This is a genomic window from Nocardiopsis akebiae (assembly GCF_018316795.1).
Taxonomy (GTDB): Bacteria; Actinomycetota; Actinomycetes; order Streptosporangiales; family Streptosporangiaceae; genus Nocardiopsis; species Nocardiopsis dassonvillei.
In genome coordinates this window covers 194,643-209,788 of sequence record NZ_CP074132.1, presented here as the reverse complement: position 1 = coordinate 209,788, position 15,146 = coordinate 194,643, and the positions used below count along the sequence as shown (strand labels likewise).

Here is a 15,146-nt window from a genome sequence, read left to right as displayed (position 1 = left end):
CCCCCCGGCGGGCCGGCGGGGTCACGCGAACGTGTCGCGCTCACCGACGGCGGGTCCGTGACTGTAGGGCCTCACCCGTTCGTCTCGCGGCACGTCGGGGTAGGTCGGCAGCTGGTCGGGCCCCGGTGCCGCGACCGCCGCCGCGCCCGGGTGGGCGAGCTGTTCCCGCATCCTGCTCCGCACGGTGGAGCGGAGTTGGGGAAGCGCCGCGTAGAGCTTGTCGCCGGGGCAGCCCGTGGCGTTGAAGTCGCGGTGGCCGACGATGGCCTCGTCGGGGTCCAGCCGGTAGGCCAGGCACAGCCAGGCGCAGGTGTCCGCCAACGAGTCCAGCAGGGCCGCGGGCGGGGACGCCGAGGTGTAGGTGCCCTCGTTCTCGATCCCGATCGCGTGCTCGTTGTGGTTGGCGGTGTGCGCGCCGAGGACGTGGTGTCCGGCGCTGACGGCCCGCAGGCTCTGGTCGCGCCCTTCCATGATGTGGCCGCCGCGGCTGATGGTGAACTGCTGCCCCATGTCGCTCCACCCGTTGGTGTCCATGTGGTACCGCTGGATGGAGCGCGACAGCGACGCGGCGTGCGAGGTCGAGGTGTCGGACGCGTTCGCCGTGGCGGTGTGGTGCACGACGATGTGCGTGGCCCCGCGGCGCACGACCTCGATCTTGTTCTTCGGAGCGCGCGCCCCCCAGTCGGCGCGCGTGTACACCTTGGGTCGCGTGGCCGCGGAGGCCCGGTCCGCGGCGGGGATCCCGGCGATCCCGCCGAGGAGCACTCCCCCGGCGGCGAGGGCGGTTCCCCGCAGAACGGTCCTGCGGTCCACCCGTGTGTGTCGGCCCGGCTCGTCTCTTCTTTCCACGGTCATGGCTCTGCGTCCTCTCCGTGCTGGGTGGTGCAACGTACGACACCAACACAGAGAACACGATAGATTACAAAGAGTAATCAAAGGGTTGTCTGTCGACCAGGCGTGTCAGGAGAACCGAGCAAGAACGCGGACCGCCTCCGGGGACGGCGGACCCTCGGAGGGCGCCGGAGGCGGGACCGGGGCCCTTGGGAGCACGGGGAAACAGCGGGGCCCCGCCTCCCGGGGGGAGACGGGGCCCGGCGTGCACGGCGTCGGTCAGGAACCGACGACGTCCAGCTTGATCGTCGCGGAGACCTCGGGGTGCAGGCGGACCTGGACCTTGTGGCTCCCGACGGCCTTGATCGGGTTCTTGATCTCGATCCGGCGCTTGTCCAGCTCGGGACCACCGGTCGCCTTGACGGCTTCGGCGATGTCCGCGGGCGTGACCGAGCCGAACAGGCGGCCGCCCTCGCCGGCGCGCTGCTTGAGGCGCACGGTGAGCGCGTTGACGCGGCCAGCGACCTGCTGGGCCTCGTCGAGCGTGCGGATGTCACGCGCGGAGCGCGCGCGCTGGATCAGGTCGATCTGCTTCTGACCGCCGCGCGTCCACCGGATGGCGAACCCGCGGGGCAGCAGGTAGTTGCGACCGTAGCCGTTCTTCACCTCGACGACATCGCCGGGGGCTCCGAGACCGTTGACCTCGTGGGTCAAAATCAGCTTCACGACAAAAACCTCCCTCGGATATCGCCGTTAGCGGGCGGTGCTGGTGTAGGGCAGCAGGGCCACCTCGCGCGCGTTCTTGATCGCGGTCGCGACGTCGCGCTGGTGCTGGGTGCAGTTACCCGTGACGCGGCGGGCGCGGATCTTGCCGCGCTCGGAGATGAACTTGCGGAGAAGCGTGGTGTCCTTGTAGTCGATGTAGGACTGCTTCTCCTGGCAGAAGAGGCAAACCTTCTTCTTGGGCTTGCGCGCTGCCGGCTTAGCCATCGTGGTGCTCCTTCGCAAGAGCCCCGGGGTCCTCCCGGGGATGGTCTGATGTGGAAAGGGTCTGGCGCCTCGGGGCGCCGGACGGGGTACTCGCCGCGGTTAGAACGGGGGCTCGTCGGAGAAGCCCCCGCCTCCGCCGCCGAAGCCGCCACCGCCGCCGCCGTTGGTCGCCCACGGGTCGTCGGCCGGGGGGCCGCTGCGGCCTCCGCCGCCCTGCGACCCGCCGAAGCCGCCGCCCTGGTTCCCGTAGCCGCCGCCCTGCTGGGGCTGGCCGCCACCGAAACCACCGCCGCCGCCACCGCCGAAGCCGCCTCCGCCGCCCTGGCGCTGCGACTTGGTCACCTTGGCGGTGGCGCTGCGCAGGGCCGGGCCGACCTCGTCGACGTCGATCTCGAAGACGGTCCGCTTCTCACCCTCGCGGGTCTCGTACGAGCGCTGCTTCAGCCGGCCCTGCACGATGACGCGCATGCCGCGCTGAAGGCTCTCGGCCACGTTCTCCGCGTACTGCCGCCAGACGGTGCAGGTGAGGAACATGGACTCGCCGTCCTTCCACTCCCCCGACGCGCGGTCGAAGGTGCGGGGCGTCGAGGCCACACGGAAGTTGGCGACCGCGGCTCCACTGGGAGTGAAGCGCAGTTCAGGGTCGTCGACCAGGTTGCCGACGAGCGTGATCTGGGTTTCGCCTGCCATGGATGGGCTCCGGTTCGAGGTAGTCGGATCAGGCGGTTTCGCCTGTTCCCCCGATCATCCGCGCGACCACTGACATAACCGTCGGGGCCGGGGTGGAAGTCGGGGCGGGGGACGGCGGCGGGACGCCGCCTAGTGGACCTCGGGGCGGAGCACCTTGGTGCGGAGCACGGCCTCGGCGATACCGAGCTGGCGGTCCAGCTCCTTGACCGTGGCGGGCTCGGCGGTGAGGTCGATCACCGCGTAGATGCCCTCGGCGTTCTTGTCGATGTCGTAGGCGAGACGGCGCTTGCCCCAGATGTCGACCTTCTCCACCGAGCCGCCGTCGTTGCGGACGACACCCAGGAAGTTCTCCAGCGACGGGGCGACGGTGCGCTCGTCGAGGTTGGGGTCGAGGATGATCATGAGTTCGTAACGACGCATAGGCGTACGTTCCTCCTCTGGACTGTCGCGGCCATGGAATCTCCATAGCAGGAGGGCAGGAGTCCGGGACGGGTTCCGCGCCGCGGGGGCGGGCGTCGCGCGGACTCTGAGCCATACGGGATCAAAGATTACCAGCAGCCGCGCACCCTCCGGTGCGGCCTGTGGACGGAGCCCGGGCACACGCGGAGGGGCCGGTGCGCTCCACGCGCACCGGCCCCCTCACTCGTCCTGAACCGGGTCAGTCGTTCCGGCTGAGGATGATCATCCTGTTGGCGTCGCTTCCGGTCTCGTTCGCCCGGAAAGGCCAGCCGCCCTGGTCCCCGCCGTCCTGCTCGGGGTCGGAGGCCTCACCGCTGGGATCGGTGTCCTCGCAGGCGGGCAGCGGCCAGGTTCCGCACTCCTCCTGGTCCCCCGTGCCGGGGCTCTCCGGGCAGTCCCGGCCTATTCCGGGTTCACAGGGCTCGCCGGTCTGCTCGTCCTGGCACTCCGGGGAGTCGGGCATGGCCGGGTCGCACTCCCCCGGGCTCGCGCTCGGGGACTCCTCGGGGGAGGGCTCCTCGGACGGCTCCTCGGTGGGCTCCGCGCTCGGGGACGGCGTGGGCACGAAGCTCTGCTCCGTACCGACGTAGGCGGGCTGCGGGAACTGCGCCGGTTCGACGCCCTCCATGGCGGTCGTCATGAACTCGCGCCACACGTTGGCCGAGGTGGTGCCACCGAAGATCTCGCCCGCGGTCTGGCCGTCGAACTCCAGGGGCTGGCTGGCGTCCGCGCGGCTCAGGCCCACCGCGGCGACGAGCTGCGGCGTGTACCCCACGAACCACGCGGAGACCGCGTCGCTGGAGGTACCGGTCTTGCCCGCGACGGGGCGCCCGTCGGGCAGCGCCGCCTGGTCGCCACCGCCGCCGGGCTCGACGACCTGGGTCATGGCGTAGGTGACGTCGGCCGCGACGTCCGCGGTGACCACCCGCTCACCGTTCTCCAGCAGGTCGGCGTCGTCGGGCGGGATGACCGTGCCGTCGGCGGTGCGCAGCTCGGTGATCATGTGCGCCGGGCGGTGCACGCCACCGGCGGCGAAGGTGGAGTAGCCCTCGGCCTGGTCCAGCGCGCTCACCTGGTGGGTGCCCAGCGCGATGAGCGGCCCCTGGGCGGAGGTCGTGGTCTGCTCCTCGGCCACACCGGCCTGGACCGCGAGGTCGTCCACCGCGGCCGGGGTCATCTGCACCGCCAGCTCCACGAACGGGGTGTTGATCGACTGGGCGGTGGACTGGATCAGGTTGACCGGCCCCCAGCTCCTGTCGCCCGCGTTGATGACCTCGCTCTGCAGCCCCGGGAACTCCTGGGGGGAGTCGCCGTCGAACGTGCTGTTGAGGCTGATCCCGTTCTTGAGCGCGGTGGCGAGCACGTAGGGCTTGTAGGACGAACCCGCCTGCGTCCGGTGGGTCAGGGAGTTGTTGACGTCCTCGGCCACGTTGTCGCCCCCGTGGAAGGCGACGATCTGCCCCGTCGCGGGGTCGACCGCGGTCAGGCCCATCATCGTGTCCTCGGGGGTGTTCGGCAGGACGTCGAAGGAACTGCGCGCGGCGTCCATGAGCGCGGGGTCCAGCGAGGTCTGCACGACGAAGCCCTGGGTGGCGATGTCCTGGGCGGTGATCCCCTGCTGGGAGTAGCGCTCCTCGATCTCGGAGAGGACCGCGTTGTAGACGTAGTCGAACTTGGGGTCGTACTCCTGCTCCTCCTCGCCCTCCTGGGTGCCGTACGGGGCGAGCTCGGGGATCTCCAGGGCCTCGGCCTCGGCCCTGGGCAGGCCGAGGTCGGGGTCGTCCTCGTGCATGAGGGCCAGCTGCTCCTGCACGTAGGGCCAGCGCTCATCGTTGAGGTAGGTCCTGGTCCAGTCGCCCATCTCGCCCTGGAAGTTGCTGGGCATCTGGATGATGATGCCCAGGAAGGCCCCCTCGGCGTCGGTCAGCTCGCTCAGGTCCTTGTCGAAGTAGGCCTGGGACGCCATCTGGATGCCCATGGCACCGCGACCGAAGTAGATGGTGTTGAGGTAGGTCGTGAGGATGGCGTCCTTCTCCATCTGCTGGTTGAGCTTGATGGAGATGAAGATCTCGCGGATCTTGCGGATGTACTGGTTCTCGATCTCCAGGTCGCTGTAGTAGTTCCGCGCCATCTGCTGGGTGATGGTGGAACCGCCGCCGGCCTCGCCGCCGGAGAGGACGGCGCGGCCGATGCCGGAGATGCTGATGCCGGGGTCGGTGTAGAAGGTGCGCTGTTCGGCGGCGAGCACGCCGTTGATGACCGAGGGCGGGATGTCCTCGCGCTGGACCTCGACGCGCCTGACCTCGCCCGAGGTGAGCGCGACCTCGGGTTCGGCGTCGCCCTCCGGAGCCCACATGATCTGGGTGGCGGACAGGTTGGCGTCCGACTTGGCCTCGAGCTCGTCCACGTTGGGGGCCATGGCGTACAGGACCGCGAAGGCGGCCACTCCGCCGATGATCATCAGGCCGAAGACGGCCAGGGCGGGTTTCCACGCCTTGGACAGGAAGCGCTTGAACCAGGGGCGGTCGTCCGGCTCCTCGTCGCGGGAGCGGCGCCGACCGCCGCCCCGGCCTCCCCTGCCGCCGCCGGCGGCGGCGCGGGAGCCGCGGCCTGGGGCTCGCCGCCCCTCGGAGCGGGCGGCGTTCTCGCGGTCGCGGCCGCGGTCGCGGGGTCGCGGGGGTCGCGGTCCCGGGGGTCGCGCGGTCCGGAGCCGGCCGCCCTGCGGCGGCCTCGGGGGTCCTCGTCCGGGCGGCGGCGCTGTCCCTCGGGACGGCGCGGGCGCTCGCCCTCGGAGCGGTGGCCGGAGCGCTCGCCGTCCTGGGGCCGCCGGGGGCGCTCGCCCTCGGGACGGCGGCGGGGGCGGTCGCCGTCGGCGGGGACGCGGCGCTGTCCCTCGGGGCGTCGGGGGCGGTCGCCCTCGGATCGGCGGCGGCCCTCGGAACGGGCCTCCTGCTCCGGGGGGCGTCGGCGGCGCGGGCGCTCGGGCCCGGCGTCGTCCCCCCAGAAGCCGTCACCGGCGTCCGGGCGGCGGCGGCCTCCGGAGGGTTCGTCCCGGGGCGGGCCGTCGGCCCGGCGCCGTCCGCCGCCGCCGCGCGAGCCGTCGGCCGGGCCGTCGGCCCGGCGACGGCCGCCATCGGCGTTCCGTCGTCGTTCGGTACTCACGTGGTCCTCGATTGCCTCTCACGGCCGGTCGGCCTGACGATTCCTTGGTGGAAACGGGGGGACGGTCCCCCTGGGGGATCGGTGATCCGCGACCTGCTTCTCGCGACGACTGCGTGGACCGGACCGGCGTGGCCGTGTCCAACGCTGTGCCTGTCGTTCAAGGCTTGATAAAGGACGCCCGAAGGCGGGCGGGGGTTTTCACACAGGTCGCGAAGACGTAAGCCGCTTCTTCCTCCTGGTCGTTGGCCTGCGGGAGCGACAGCCCTCGGTGCTCGGTGCCTACGGAAACGCCGCCGCGGCAGGGGCTGGGTCCGGGGGCTCTACCGGCTACGCACGCAAATCACAGGTCACGTTAGAGCGATCGAACGGTATAGCACAACCCACGCGCGAGGTTATCGCGCGTCCTGGCACACCTGGCCATGTTTCGCATGGAATCGCCCGTCATGCCAGTTCAGAGCGGGCAAGCCGAACCCCGACGAGCCGGCCGGGCGTCGACCCGCCCGAGAAGTGTCCGGTGTCCGCGCTGGTAGGGATGGGTGTGTGAGATTTTCCCCGCAGGACTCCGGGGGTTCACGGGCGGCGGCCGACGCGCGGACGGACCCACGCGGACTCGTGTCACAGGTCTGGCATGCGGGCCCGCGGGCGGGCGGAGATAGAGTCAGAACTGAACAAAACAGCCAGACATGCATGTTCCCCCTGCGGTTCCCGGTCGCGGGACGTGAACCGTGCCCGGTCCGTCCGCCGAGGCGGCGCGGAGGGCACGGGGACCGCGCGCGCCGGACACCGACCACTGAGGGCGGTGCGGGGCGGCGGGTGGGAACAGAAACGCCGTGTGCGCTGCTGACCACATACGGGAAACGAACGCGTGGCGACGGGACCCGGAACCGCCGTCGGCGCGGTCCCGTCGTCGTGCGCCGTGGAATCCATGTTCGCGAACAAGAAGGAGCAAGGACCAATGGGTTCGGTACGTGTAGCCGTCGTGGGCGTCGGCAACTGTGCGGCGTCGCTCGTCCAGGGCGTGCACTACTACAAGGACGCCAACCCCGAGTCCCGGGTACCAGGCCTGATGCACGTGCAGTTCGGCCCGTACCACGTGCGCGACATCGAGTTCGTCGCAGCCTTCGACGTGGACGCCAAGAAGGTCGGCCACGACCTCGCCGACGCCATCACGGCCAGCGAGAACAACACCGTCAAGATCTGCGACGTGCCGCCGACCGGCGTCACCGTCATGCGCGGACCGACCTACGACGGGCTCGGAAAGTACTACCGCGAGGTCATCCAGGAGTCCCCCGAGGACGCGGTGGACGTGGTCGCGGCGCTCAAGGCCAGCAAGGCCGACGTGCTCGTGTCCTACCTCCCGGTGGGCTCGGAGGAGGCGGGCAAGTTCTACGCCCAGTGCGCGATCGACGCGGGCGTGGCCTTCGTCAACGCCCTGCCGGTGTTCATCGCCTCCGACCCCGCGTGGGCCGAGAAGTTCACCAGAGCGGGTGTGCCGATCATCGGCGACGACATCAAGTCGCAGATCGGCGCGACCATCACCCACCGCGTGCTGTCCAAGCTGTTCGAGGACCGCGGCGTGATCGTGGACCGCACCTACCAGCTCAACTTCGGCGGCAACATGGACTTCAAGAACATGTTGGAGCGCGACCGCCTGGAGTCCAAGAAGATCTCCAAGACGCAGTCCGTCACCTCCCAGATCCCGCACGAGCTGAAGGCGGGCTCGGTGCACATCGGCCCGTCGGACCACGTGCCGTGGCTGGACGACCGCAAGTGGGCCTACATCCGCCTGGAGGGGCGCGCGTTCGGCGACGTGCCGCTGAACCTGGAGTACAAGCTGGAGGTCTGGGACTCCCCCAACTCCGCGGGCATCATCATCGACGCGGTCCGCGCCGCCAAGATCGCCAAGGACCGCGGCATGGGCGGCCCGATCCTGGCCCCGTCCTCCTACTTCATGAAGTCCCCGCCCGAGCAGTACAGCGACGCCGAGGCGCACGAGAAGGTCGAGCAGTTCATCGCCTCGGGCCGGAACGACGGCACCGACGACTAAGGTCTGTTTCTTCGACCGGTCTCGGCTTGCGGGGGTCGGTTCGGGCGCCCACGGGGTTCTGGAGGCGCCGGAGACGGGCTCGCGAGGAACGGGCGAACCCGTCGCAGGCGCCGAAGGTCCCCGTTCTCCGGGCGCCCGAACACGAGAAGGACCGCGCGCAGCGTCCGTTGGGGGTGGTGACGGGCGGCGGGTGGGGCGAAGCGGAGCGGAAGGTCCGGAAAGCACTGCCTAGAGCGCTCCTGGGGGCGGTCCCGGCGCACGGCCGGGGCCCCCTTCTCCCCGGGGCCGCCCCGGCCCCGCGCACGGCCTACCCTTGGTGCCGTGTCCTTCTTCGGTGATCTGCGCGTGGTCCTGCGGGGGCCCCGGTTCCGCCGTCTGTTCGGCACCCGGCTGGTGGCGCAGTTCTCCGACGGGGTGTACCAGGCCGGGCTGGCGGGCTTCGTCTTCTTCACCCCCGAGCAGCACACCAGCGCGGGCGCCGTCGCCGCCGCCTTCGCGGTGCTGCTCCTGCCGTTCTCGGTGGTGGCGCCGTTCGCCGGGGTCCTGATCGACAGGTGGCCCCGGCGCCAGATCCTGCTGCTGTCATCCCTGGCCAAGGCGGCGCTCGCGGTGGCGAGCGCGTTCCTGGTGGCGGAGGCCGAGAGCCCGGCCTTCCTCCTCACCGCGCTCCTGGTGCTCAGCGTCAACCGCTTCTTCCTGTCCGGGCTGTCCGCCGGGCTGCCCTACGTGGTGGACCGGGACAAGCTGATGACGGCCAACGCGGTCACGCCGACCAGCGGTACCGCGGCGAGCTTCCTGGGCGCGGGGGCGGGTGCGGCGATCGGTCTGCTCGGCGGCGAGGACGCCCTGGGCACCGGGCTCATCCTGTTCGTGGCCGCGCTCGGCTTCGCCGGCGCGGCGCTGGTCTCCCTCACCCTGGGCCACGACGAGCTGGGGCCGCACCTGGAGCGGGAGCCGGACGAGGTCGCGGCGGCCGTGCGCAACGTGGTGCGGGGCATGGTCTCGGGGGTGCGCCACCTCTGGGCGCGTCCGGAGGCCCGCGACGCGCTGCTCACGGTCGGCGGCCACCGGGTGCTGTTCGGGATCTCCACGCTGCTGACGCTGCTGCTGTACAACAACACCTTCACCGGCGGCGGCGTGGCCGGGCTGGCCGGTTTCTCGGTGGCGATGGGCCTGTCGGGGACGGGGTTCCTGGTGGGCGCGGTGGCCACTCCGTGGGCGACCGCCCGGATGGCCCCGGGGACGTGGATCGCGCTGCAGCTGGCGGCGGCGTCGGCGGTCCTGGTGGTGTTCGGACTGCCCTTCTCGCCGGTGCTCTTCCCCGTGGCCGCGTTCGCGCTGGGCTTCGTCTCGCAGGGGGTCAAGGTCACCGTCGACACGTTGGTTCAGCGACATGTCGACGACGCGTTCCGGGGGCGGGTGTTCTCGGTGTACGACGTGCTGTTCAACGCCACGTTCGTCCTGGGCGCGTCGCTGGCCGCCGCACTGGTCCCGCCGTCCGGGGTCGACTCCGCGGTGGTCGTCGCGATGGCCGCGGCCTACCTGGTGACGGGCGCCGCCTGGGTGGTGCGCGGGCGCCGCGCCAGCGCCGCGGAAACGGAGCGCGAGGCCGCGTAGCGCCTTGTCGACCTGGCGACACATCCACACGTCACCATGTCGTCACCTGCTGTAGTCTCCACGGGGAGACTCGTCGACAGCGGGGATGGTCCGCCATGAACACCGGTGACGCACTGGGCGACGCCTCCAGCGCCCTCGGGCCGCGGGGGGTGGTCAAGCGCGTCGGGGCGGTCTCCCGTCAGCTGCCCGTCCACGGCGACCGCCTGCTCGACGTGGGCTGCGGCGACGGCGCCTACACGGTCGAACTGGCCGGGGGCTACGTGCGCGTGGACGCGATCGACCTCGAACCCGAGCGGCTCAACGCGTTCGCCGGGCGCATCGCGGGCACCGGACTGGAGGACCGGATCGGCATCCACAAGATGTCCGCCGACGCGCTGGCCTTCGACGCCAACACCTTCGACCGCGTGACCGCGTTCGAGGTGGTCGAGCACGTCGAGGACCTGGAGGGCACCCTGCGGGAGGTCCGCCGGGTCCTCAAGCCGGGCGGCGCGCTCTCGCTGACCACGCCCAACCGCTGGTTCCCCTTCGAGACCCACGGCGTGCTCTGGGGCGGCCGGCGCCGCTCGGCGCTGACCGCGCCCTTCCTGCCCTGGGTCGGGCCCCTGCACGCGCGCCTGTCGGACGCGCGGGCGTTCACCACCCAGCAGATGGGCCGGCTGCTGCGGGGGGCCGGGCTGCGCGTGTGCGCCATCGACTACCTGATGCCGCCGTTCGACCGCCGCACCACGGCGTTGCAGACCCTCTCCGACACCCTGGAGGACACCCCGCTGCGCGTGTTCGGCATGGCCATGGCGGTCACGGCGGTCAAGCCGGGCCGCTGACCCTCACAGGTGCTCGGCCGCCCAGGCGCGCAGCTCCTCGGTCGCGGCCTCCTTGCCCATCGGACCGTTCTCCAGGCGCAGTTCCAGCAGGAAGCGGTACGCGCGGCCGACCACGGGACCCGGCTTGACCCCCAGGATCTCCTGGATCTCGTTGCCGTCCAGGTCCGGGCGGATGCGGTCCAGCTCCTCCTGCTCGGCGAGCAGCCCGATCCGACGCTCGATGTCGTCGTAGGAGCGCGCCAGCGCCGCCGCCTTGCGCCGGTTGCGGGTGGTGCAGTCGGCGCGGGTGAGGATGTGCAGCCGCTCCAGCTGCGTCCCTGCGTCGCGGGCGTACCGGCGGACCGCGGAGTCGGTCCACTCGCCCCTGCCGTAGCCGTGGAACCTCAGGTGCAGTTCGACCAGGGTGCTGACGTCGGACACCACGTCCTTGGGGAAGCGCAGCGCGGTGAGCCTCTTGCGGCTCATCGAGGCGCCCACCACCTCGTGGTGGTGGAAGGTCACCCGCCCCCCGGACTCGAAGGCGCGCGTCTTGGGCTTGCCGACGTCGTGCAGCAGCGCGGCCAGGCGCAGCACGAGGTCGGGCTCGTGGCCCCGCTTCTCCTCCAGCTCGATGGCCTGGTCCAGGACGGTGAGCGAGTGCTCGTAGACGTCCTTGTGCCGGTGGTGCTCGTCGATCTCCAGGCGCAGCTTGGGGATCTCCGGAAGCACGTACCGGGCGATGCCCAGGTCCACCATGAGTTCGACGCCGCGGTGCGGGTCGGGGCTGAGCATGAGCTTGGTCAGCTCGTCGCGGACGCGCTCGGCGGAGACGATGGAGAGCCGGTCGGCCATGTCCCGGGCGGCCTCGGCCACCTCGGGCGCCAGGGTGAAGCCGAGCTGGGCGGCGAAGCGGACCGCGCGCATGATGCGCAGCGGGTCGTCGCTGAAGGAGTCCTCGGGCCTGCCGGGGGTGCGCAGCACCTTGTCCCGCAGGTCGGACAGTCCGCCGAACGGGTCGACGAACTCCAGGCCGGGCAGGCGCACCGCCATGGCGTTGACGGTGAAGTCGCGGCGCAGCAGGTCGTCCTGGATGTCGGTGCCGTAGGCCACCTCGGGCTTGCGGGACTTGGGCGAGTAGGACTCGCTGCGGTAGGTGGTGACCTCCAGTTGGAGGCCCTTCTTGCGCAGGCCCACGGTGCCGAAGTCGATGCCGACGGTCCACACGGAGTCGGCCCAGCCGTCCACGAGCTCCAGGATGCGCTGGGGCACCGCGTCCGTGGTCAGGTCCACGTCGTTGGCGGGCCTGCCGAGGAGGGCGTCGCGCACCGGCCCGCCGACGAGGGCGAGCTGATGGCCGTGTGCGGCGAAGCGCTCGCCGAGTTCCTCCGAGACGGTCGGGAAGGAGTCCGCCAACGCCGTGACCGCGGCACGCTGCGCACCGGTCAGCGCACCCGAACCCGGTGCGTCCCCGGCGTCCGGCTGCTGGGCGGCGTCGCTCTCCCGCGAAAACTCTGTGTTCGGCACACCACGAGACTAGGCGGCGCCCGAAGCAAACCGCGAATCGTCCCCGCCCACCGGTACCGGGCCGTACAGGGTTCGGAGGCCGCGGCGGCGGACCGCCGCCGTTCGGCGGGGCGTCCGGTCTCCCCCGCACGCCGCGCGGCGGCCGCGACCCGACTCCACGCACGGGGAAGGCGGTATCTTCGAGGGAAGTGGTAGGACGCCCCGGTTGCCCCGCGTCCACCCGACCCGCGTACGCCGTGTGCGCCGTGCGGGTACTTCCGACCGTCCCCCCGCACCGCGTCACCGGCGGGACGGCCACCTGGACCCGAGTCAGGAAACCGGTCAAGCGTTGCGTCGATTTGCCTCCGCGACGGTGGTCATGGCCTTCACCACCGCGCTGCTCCCGATACCGGCCACGTCCGCGAACGCGGAGCAGACGGCCGATCCGCTCGTCGTCGAGCGCGTCACACCGGACGCGGCCGACGAGGACAGCACCCTGCGGGTCACCGGCGAGGTGACCAACACCACCTCCGAGGACATGAGCGGCGTCAGCGTGCGGCTCAGCTACTCGCGGCACCCCTTCAGCGACCGCGGCGAGCTGGACGAGTTCGCCTCGGGAGAGGGCTGGCAGCCCGACGCGCCGGGGCCCGACGAGGAGGTCACCGCCGAACTGGCCCCCGAGGCCAGCGCCGAGTACTCCCTCAGCGTGCCGGTCGAGGACCTCGGCCTGGACTCCTACGGCGTGTACCCGCTGGTCGTCGAGGCCGTGGACGGGGACGGCCGGGTCGTCGGCTCCCAGTACACCTTCCTCCCCTACACGGGCGGGGACGACGCCCCCTCCGTCGACATCGCCTGGGTGTGGCCGCTGATGGCGCCGCCCCAGCGCGCGGACGAGAACACCTTCCTCGACGACGGCCTGCACTCGGCGGTGGACGCCGACGGCCGCCTGGGCCGCCTGCTGGCCGCGGGGGCGCAGGAGCCGGTGTCCTTCGAGGCCGGGGAGGAGGACCTGGTCGAGCTGCTGGGCCTGAACGAGGAGTCCGCGGAACCCTCGCAGGGCACGGCCACCGCGGAGGAGACCGCGGAGGCCCTCCCCACGGAGGAGGCCACCGGAGAGGGAGCGGAGAACGCCGAGGACGAGGACGAGCCCGCAGAGGAGGCCACCGAGCGCGACGAGGGGGTCCCGGTCACCTGGGCCGTGGACCCCGGCACGCTCGACGACATCCTGCGCATGGCCTCCTCTGGGCACTCGGTCGTGGAGGACCCCCTCGCGGTGCCCGCCGAGTCCGAGCCCGTGCGGCACCAGGTCGAGGCCAGCGAGGCCGCGCAGGTGTGGCTGCGCGAGGCCCGCCGCGTGCTGGCCGCCGACCACGTCGTCGCCACCCCCTACGCCCGGGCCGACCTCGCCGCCCTGCTCCGGCACGACATGGGCTCCGACGCCGAGGCGGCCCTGCGGGTCGGCCAGGAGGCGGTCCTGCGGGCGCTGGAGACGGAGGCCGACGAGACCTTCGCCCTGCCCCCCGGCGGCCTGATGGACGGGGCCGTCCACCAGTTGCTCGCCTCGCACGGCGCGACCCGCTTCCTGCTGGACGAGGAGGCCGTGCCCGCCTCGTCCCGGCTGTCCACGACCCCCACCGCGCAGGCCCCGCTGCCCGCGCCGGAGGAGGAGACGTCCGAGGAGCCCTTCGCCCTGGTCGCCGACCAGGGCATCACCGACGTGCTGTCCATGCCCACCGGGGAGCCGGGCCAGACCGAGCTCGCGCTCCAGCGCTTCGCCGCCGAGACGGCGATGATCGCGGGCGAGAACGCCGGAAGCGGCCGGGTGGTCGTCGCCTCGCCGGAGCCGGACTGGAACCCCGACGCCGAGTTCGCCCGGGGCGTGCTGGCCGCCTCCGAGGACCTGCCGTGGCTCTCCCCCCGGAGCCTGGACGAGGTCGAGCTGCCCGACGCCGGTGAGCGCGAGCGGACCCGCCGGTCCCTGACCTACCCCGACAGCGCCCGCGGGGAGGAGCTCAGCTCCACCTACCTGGAGCTGGTCGAGGACGTGAGCCGGGACGTGCGGCTGTTCAACAGCGTCCTGGTCGGCGACAGCGACCCGCTCCGCCCGGCGCTGCTGCGCCTGGAGTCGGTGTACTGGCGGGAGGAGGAGGCCCTGGCGGGAGCCACCCGCGCCCTGGTCGACCAGGACGTGCAGGACCGCATGAACGACGTGCGGGTCATCCCCGGCGAGCCGGTCACCCTGGCCAGCCGGACCGGCACCACCGGCATCCTGGTCGCCAACGACCTGGAGGAGGAGACCGTCTTCGTGAACCTGTCAGTCTTCTCCGAGAACTCCGACCGCCTGAGCGTCGGCGAGTACAACCACTCCTTCGAGCTGGAGCCGGGCACCAGGACCACGGTCTACATCCCGCTGTCGGCCCGGGTCAACGGCCGCACGGTCCTCAACGTGGGGCTGCAGAACTCCGAGGGCGAGCCGATCAGCAGCCAGGACGTCGAGATCCCGGTGAACGCCACCGGTCTGGGCACCCAGGCGCTGGCCATCAGCGGTATCGGCCTGCTGATCCTCGTCGCGGCCCTGGCCCCGCGCGCGCTGCGCAAGTGGGCCCGCGGCAAGGCCGCCGCGGCCGGCTCCGAGACCGCCGGTACCGCCGGGGCTCCCGAGGCCGCGGAGACCGCCGGGACCGCAGCCGGGGCGGACCGCGACGGCGCGAACACCGAGGGCTCCGCGGGCGTCGCACACTCCGGGGACGGGCCCTCCGGGACGGACCGGGACACCGCCCCGGACACGTCCGGGGGCCCCTCCTCCACGGAGGACGCCTCCCCCGCCCGGGACGCAGCCCCGGACGGGGGGGCGGACGGAACCGAGGACACCGAGCGGCCGGAGGGCCCCTCCGGCCAAGAGAAAGCCGACTCCCCAGCCGCGGCGGGCGGCGCGGAGCGGGACCGCGACGGCACGGGCACGTGACCCAGCGGTTCCGGAGAGGGTGACATGGCTCCCTACCGACAGGACGCCATGTCGACACACCCGCACGTCTCCATGTCGGCGC

Annotated in this window: 12 protein-coding genes; 4 read left to right on the top strand and 8 right to left on the bottom strand. The window is 72.0% G+C overall.

Annotated features, from left to right (window positions below):
- Positions 1–21: 21 nt before the first annotated feature.
- The 7 genes from KGD83_RS00935 to KGD83_RS00905 form a co-directional block, all read right to left on the bottom strand.
- Complete coding sequence (locus KGD83_RS00935) at positions 22–855, bottom strand: peptidoglycan recognition protein family protein (protein ID WP_212642081.1); 834 nt, start codon at positions 853–855, stop codon at positions 22–24.
- Between the two features lie 255 nt (positions 856–1,110).
- Positions 1,111–1,557, bottom strand: coding sequence for a 50S ribosomal protein L9 (rplI, locus tag KGD83_RS00930; protein ID WP_212642080.1), 447 nt, complete (start codon positions 1,555–1,557; stop codon positions 1,111–1,113).
- Positions 1,558–1,584: 27 nt separating this feature from the next.
- Entirely contained in the window at positions 1,585–1,821 is a 237-nt protein-coding gene (gene rpsR / locus KGD83_RS00925) for a 30S ribosomal protein S18 (RefSeq protein WP_013155832.1), read from the bottom strand.
- A 99-nt stretch (positions 1,822–1,920) separates the two neighbouring features.
- The gene (locus KGD83_RS00920) at positions 1,921–2,511 is read right to left on the bottom strand and encodes a single-stranded DNA-binding protein (protein WP_212642079.1); all 591 of its coding nucleotides are present in this window, start codon (positions 2,509–2,511) and stop codon (positions 1,921–1,923) included.
- Positions 2,512–2,640: 129 nt separating this feature from the next.
- The gene (rpsF, locus tag KGD83_RS00915; RefSeq protein WP_013155834.1) at positions 2,641–2,931 is read right to left on the bottom strand and encodes a 30S ribosomal protein S6; all 291 of its coding nucleotides are present in this window, start codon (positions 2,929–2,931) and stop codon (positions 2,641–2,643) included.
- A gap of 238 nt (positions 2,932–3,169) precedes the next feature.
- The gene (locus KGD83_RS00910) at positions 3,170–5,431 is read right to left on the bottom strand and encodes a transglycosylase domain-containing protein (protein WP_212642078.1); all 2,262 of its coding nucleotides are present in this window, start codon (positions 5,429–5,431) and stop codon (positions 3,170–3,172) included.
- Positions 5,431–6,132 carry a hypothetical protein gene (locus tag KGD83_RS00905; protein ID WP_212642077.1) on the bottom strand — a complete coding sequence of 234 codons (702 nt, stop codon included), beginning with the start codon at positions 6,130–6,132 and terminating at the stop codon, positions 5,431–5,433. The genes KGD83_RS00910 and KGD83_RS00905 overlap by 1 nt, the downstream gene beginning before the upstream one ends.
- A 955-nt stretch (positions 6,133–7,087) precedes the next feature.
- Here KGD83_RS00905 and KGD83_RS00900 point away from each other — a divergent pair.
- The 3 genes from KGD83_RS00900 (at position 7,088) to KGD83_RS00890 (ending at position 10,617) form a co-directional block, all read left to right on the top strand.
- A complete protein-coding gene (locus KGD83_RS00900; protein WP_212642076.1) occupies positions 7,088–8,179 on the top strand; it encodes an inositol-3-phosphate synthase in 1,092 nt (363 codons plus the stop codon).
- Between the two features lie 321 nt (positions 8,180–8,500).
- Positions 8,501–9,796, top strand: coding sequence for an MFS transporter (locus KGD83_RS00895; RefSeq protein WP_212642075.1), 1,296 nt, complete (start codon positions 8,501–8,503; stop codon positions 9,794–9,796).
- A gap of 95 nt (positions 9,797–9,891) precedes the next feature.
- A complete protein-coding gene (locus tag KGD83_RS00890; protein WP_212642074.1) occupies positions 9,892–10,617 on the top strand; it encodes a class I SAM-dependent methyltransferase in 726 nt (241 codons plus the stop codon).
- 3 nt (positions 10,618–10,620) lie between these two features.
- On the opposite strand, the gene KGD83_RS00885 is transcribed toward KGD83_RS00890, so the two are convergent.
- Entirely contained in the window at positions 10,621–12,120 is a 1,500-nt protein-coding gene (locus KGD83_RS00885; RefSeq protein WP_212642073.1) for a CCA tRNA nucleotidyltransferase, read from the bottom strand.
- Positions 12,121–12,478: 358 nt separating this feature from the next.
- Between KGD83_RS00885 and KGD83_RS00880 the strand changes: the two genes are divergently transcribed.
- A complete protein-coding gene (locus KGD83_RS00880; RefSeq protein ID WP_212642072.1) occupies positions 12,479–15,064 on the top strand; it encodes a DUF6049 family protein in 2,586 nt (861 codons plus the stop codon).
- Positions 15,065–15,146 lie beyond the last annotated feature (82 nt).